Raw genomic sequence first — 3,588 nt, forward strand, 5'->3', positions numbered from 1 at the left:
GGGCGGCCCCGATCGGCACGCCGATCATCGCCGCCGGCAACGGCACCATCGAAAAAGTCGGTTGGGCCGGCGGCTAYGRCAAGCAGATCATCMTSCGCCAYGCCAATGGCTACGAGACCTCSTACAATCACCAGAGCGCCTTTGCCAAAGGCATCGARCCGGGCGTKCATGTYCGCCAGGGCCAGAYCATCGGCTWTCTCGGCCAGACCGGCCTCKCCACYGGYCCGCAYCTTCACTACGAGCTGATCGTCAATGGCACCAAGGTCGATCCGATGCGTGTCCGCCTGCCGGTCGGCAAGGTGCTGAAGGGCGACGACCTCGTCGCCTTCAAGCGCGAGCGCGAGCGCATCGACGATCTGCTGAAGCAGGAAGACGGCAATTCGCTGAAAGTCGCGAGCGCCAAGATCGACGGCTGATCCCCCGGCTTTTCAGTCCTGCCTGGATTCGGCGCGCCGCGACCAAGGCAGTGGCGAGCCGGAAATTGTCGTCCACGCGACGACGGCGGAAAGCAGGCAAAGCAGCGCCGTCACCGAAGAGACCACCGAAAAGGCGGCGTCGCTGGCGGCGAGCCTTGCCGCATCGAGCGCCGGCGCAAGGTCGGTCGGCGCGGGTTCGCCGAAACCTGGCACGCCTGATATCGCACTCCCGTCCAATGCATTGGCGTAGACCCAGGCGGCCAGTGACCCCATCGCCGCCACCGCGATCAGGCCGCCAATACGCGAGACGGCATTGTTGATGCCGGAAGCTGCCCCCGTGTCCTTGTCTTCCACCGCCGTCATGATCGCGGTCGACAGTGGCGAGACAACCAGCGCCATGCCGAGCCCCATCAGCGCCATCAGCGGAAATGTTCCCGTCCAGAAATCGTGGACGCCGGCATGGGTGAGCAAGGCAAGCCCGGCGAAAGCGAAGGCCACGATCAGGCTGCCGCAGGCGATCGGGAAACGGGGCCCGATCCGGTCCGACAATTGGCCGACCGGTCCCGACAGAAGCGCGATCGATGCCGACAGCGGCAGGAAGATGAAGCCGACTTCGGCCGTGCTCAGCCCCCAGCCGGCGATCAGCAGCATCGGCAGATAGAACAGATTGGCCGACAGCGCGAAATAGAGGAAGAAGGTCGCGAGATTGGCGCCGGCGAAAGCGCCGATGCGAAACAGGCTGAGGTTGATCATCGGCTCGCGTTGCCGCTTTTCGAACAGGATGAAGACGACAAGCAGCACGATGCCGGCAACAATGCTCGGCCCTGCCATATGGCCCTCGCCGCTGGAGCTCATCGAGGTCAGCCCATAGGCGAGCGCGCCGAAGGCCAGTGTCGCCAGCGCCCCACCGCCAAGATCAAGGCTGCGTTTTTCCGTCGGTGCATCGGCCGGAATCTTGGCAAGCAAGAGATAGATCGAGATCAGGCCGAGCGGCAGGTTGACGGCAAAGATCGCCCGCCAGATGCCGCCGCCGAAAGCCGACAGCACGAGGCCGCCGAGCACCGGGCCAAGTGCGGTGGTCAACGCCGAGGCGGCGGCCCAGATGCCAATGGCGCGGCCGCGTTCTTTCTTCGGGTAGGCCTTGGCGATGATGGCGAGGCTGCCGGGCACCATGATCGCGGCACCAATGCCCTGGAGGGCACGAAACGCGATCAGCACGACAGCGTTCGGCGCCAGCGCGCAGGCGAGCGACGCGGCGACGAACAGCACGATGCCGGCCACAAAGGCGCGGCGCAGCCCGAACCGGTCGCCGGCGGCCCCGCCGGCAAGGATCAGCGCCGACAGCGTCAACGCATAGGCATTGGAAATCCACTGCGCCTCGGCAAGGCTGGCGCCAAGGTTGACGCGGATCGCCGGCATGGCGATGGCCAGGATCGATCCGTCGATGAAGCCGAGCGCCGAGGCCAGGATCGCCGCGATCAGCACGAATCGCCGCTGCGATTGCGGACAGAACGTCCCGCTGGCAACCGGGCTGGTCAGCGGGACGGCGGCGGCTTCGCTTGGTGAATGCATGGCACCCTGCTTAGACCGCAAGCGCGCCGGCAACAACCGGCCAGCGCCTTGCAGTCCTTGAAACCAGCCAATTGGCCAGGATTCGTCCACCCCGGATGCAAACGACGGCAGTCATGCTAAGTTTTCCGGAAGGCGGCAAGCGGGAGAAATCAATGAAGCGTCCTCTTGAAGCATCGGCGGAAGGGCGCGGCCGCATTGTCGGCATCACCGACGGCGTCTTCGCCATCGCGCTCACGCTGATCGTGCTCGAGATCAGGGTGCCGGCGCATGAGGCAATCCATTCGGAACACGATCTGCTTGCCGCGATTGCGGCCCTCGCGCCTCGTTTCCTGACGTATGCCTTGAGTTTCCTGACCCTGACCATCTTCTGGTTCGGCCAGCAGGCGCAGCATGGCTGATCGCCAAATCCGACAGGCGGCTAGCGACGCTGAACCTGTGCTTTCTCGCCTTCATCGCGCTGTTGCCGTTCTCGACCGACCTTCTGGCCGACTTCCTCGAATTCAGGACTGCGGTGCTGGTCTATTGGCTCAACCTGCTGATGCTCGGCGTCACCCTGTTCGCCAGCTGGCGCTATGCGGAAAAGAACGGCTTTGTCGCGGAAGACGTCGATGCTGAAACGAAGCGCACGGTCTATCGGCGCATCGTCAAGGCGCAGATCCTGTGGGCGGTCGGCGCCGCACTGTGCCTGATCAACCCGTTGCTCAGCGTCGGCTTCATTCTGGTCGTGCAGTTGATTTATGCCGCTGCGCTGCGCGGCTCACTGCTGCGCAACGTCATCGGCTGAAGGGCCGCCAACGAATTCCACGGTAACGCCTGGCGATACCAGTTTGGCGAGTTCGCGCGCGTCCCAATTGGTCAGGCGCACGCAGCCATGGCTCTCGGTCTTGCCGATCTTCGAYGGCTCCGGCGTGCCATGGATGCCATAGGTCGGCTTGTCCAAGGCGATCCAGACCGACCCGACAGGTCCGTTGGGGCCTGGCGGAACGGTCAGAATCTTGTCGTTCTGGCCCTGCTTGAAATTGATGTTCGGGTTGTAGGTGTAGTTCGGGTCGAGCGCGATTCGCGACACGGCGTGGATGCCGGTGGGCGATGGCGTGTCGGCCGAGCCGATGGTGGCGGGATAGGCTGCGACCAGCTTGCCGCCCGCATCGTAGGCGTAGACTTCTTTCTTGGTCTTGTCGGCGACGATGCGTGCGACCGGCGTCGACACCAGCTTGCCGAAATTGGCGACCTTGATGATCGTGCCGGGACTATCGAAGTCGAGGCCCTTGTTGATCGACTTCAGATAGTTCTCATCCATGTGGAAGCGCTCCGCCAGCGCCTCGGTGACAGAGGTGTAGCACATACAGTTGAGCTGCGCCTTCTGGCTGTAGTCTTCCGGGATCGAGGCGACATAGGGGCCGGCCGCATCCTCCGCCGAGATGGTATAGTTGGCAAAGGCGTCGCCACCGGACTGCGCCAGTGCTGCCTGGATGCCGACCGCATCAGTCGACTTCAAATTGCTACCGGTGATCTCATTGTAGGCGGCGAGCGCCTTGTCGACATTCGAACCGAAGCGACCGTCGATGACGCCGGGCGAAGCACCGCCCCTGTCGAGGAG

At 63.9% G+C, this 3,588-nt stretch carries 5 protein-coding genes; 3 read left to right on the forward strand and 2 right to left on the reverse strand.

Features of this window, described 5'->3' with window-relative positions:
* Nucleotides 1-416, forward strand: a 416-nt coding sequence (locus AC1DX0_RS32860) for a M23 family metallopeptidase (RefSeq protein WP_477358537.1), incomplete at its 5' end; no start/stop codon positions are given.
* Nucleotides 417-428: 12 nt separating this feature from the next.
* On the opposite strand, the gene AC1DX0_RS32865 is transcribed toward AC1DX0_RS32860, so the two are convergent.
* On the reverse strand, nt 429-1,988 hold the full coding sequence (locus AC1DX0_RS32865; protein WP_477224551.1) for an MFS transporter: 1,560 nt from the start codon (nt 1,986-1,988) through the stop codon (nt 429-431).
* A gap of 152 nt (nt 1,989-2,140) precedes the next feature.
* Here AC1DX0_RS32865 and AC1DX0_RS32870 point away from each other — a divergent pair, with 152 nt between their 5' ends.
* Together AC1DX0_RS32870 and AC1DX0_RS32875 are read left to right on the forward strand one after the other, a co-directional pair.
* Complete coding sequence (locus AC1DX0_RS32870) at nt 2,141-2,386, forward strand: TMEM175 family protein (RefSeq protein ID WP_477224552.1); 246 nt, start codon at nt 2,141-2,143, stop codon at nt 2,384-2,386.
* A 62-nt stretch (nt 2,387-2,448) separates the two neighbouring features.
* A complete protein-coding gene (locus AC1DX0_RS32875; protein WP_477224553.1) occupies nt 2,449-2,772 on the forward strand; it encodes a TMEM175 family protein in 324 nt (107 codons plus the stop codon).
* Here AC1DX0_RS32875 and AC1DX0_RS32880 read toward each other — a convergent pair.
* Nucleotides 2,746-3,588 (reverse strand): L,D-transpeptidase (locus AC1DX0_RS32880; RefSeq protein WP_477358539.1); only part of this gene is annotated, 843 nt, incomplete at its 5' end. The two genes, AC1DX0_RS32875 and AC1DX0_RS32880, sit on opposite strands and share 27 nt — an antisense overlap.

The organism is Mesorhizobium sp. P3_A9 (genome assembly GCF_056402975.1).

Excerpts from the sequence above, each read along its gene's own strand:
- AC1DX0_RS32870 (WP_477224552.1), top strand. The coding sequence starts at position 2,141 with ATGAAGCGTCCTCTTGAAGCATCGGCGGAAGGGCGCGGCCGCATTGTC.
- AC1DX0_RS32865 (WP_477224551.1), bottom strand. The coding sequence starts at position 1,988 with ATGCATTCACCAAGCGAAGCCGCCGCCGTCCCGCTGACCAGCCCGGTT.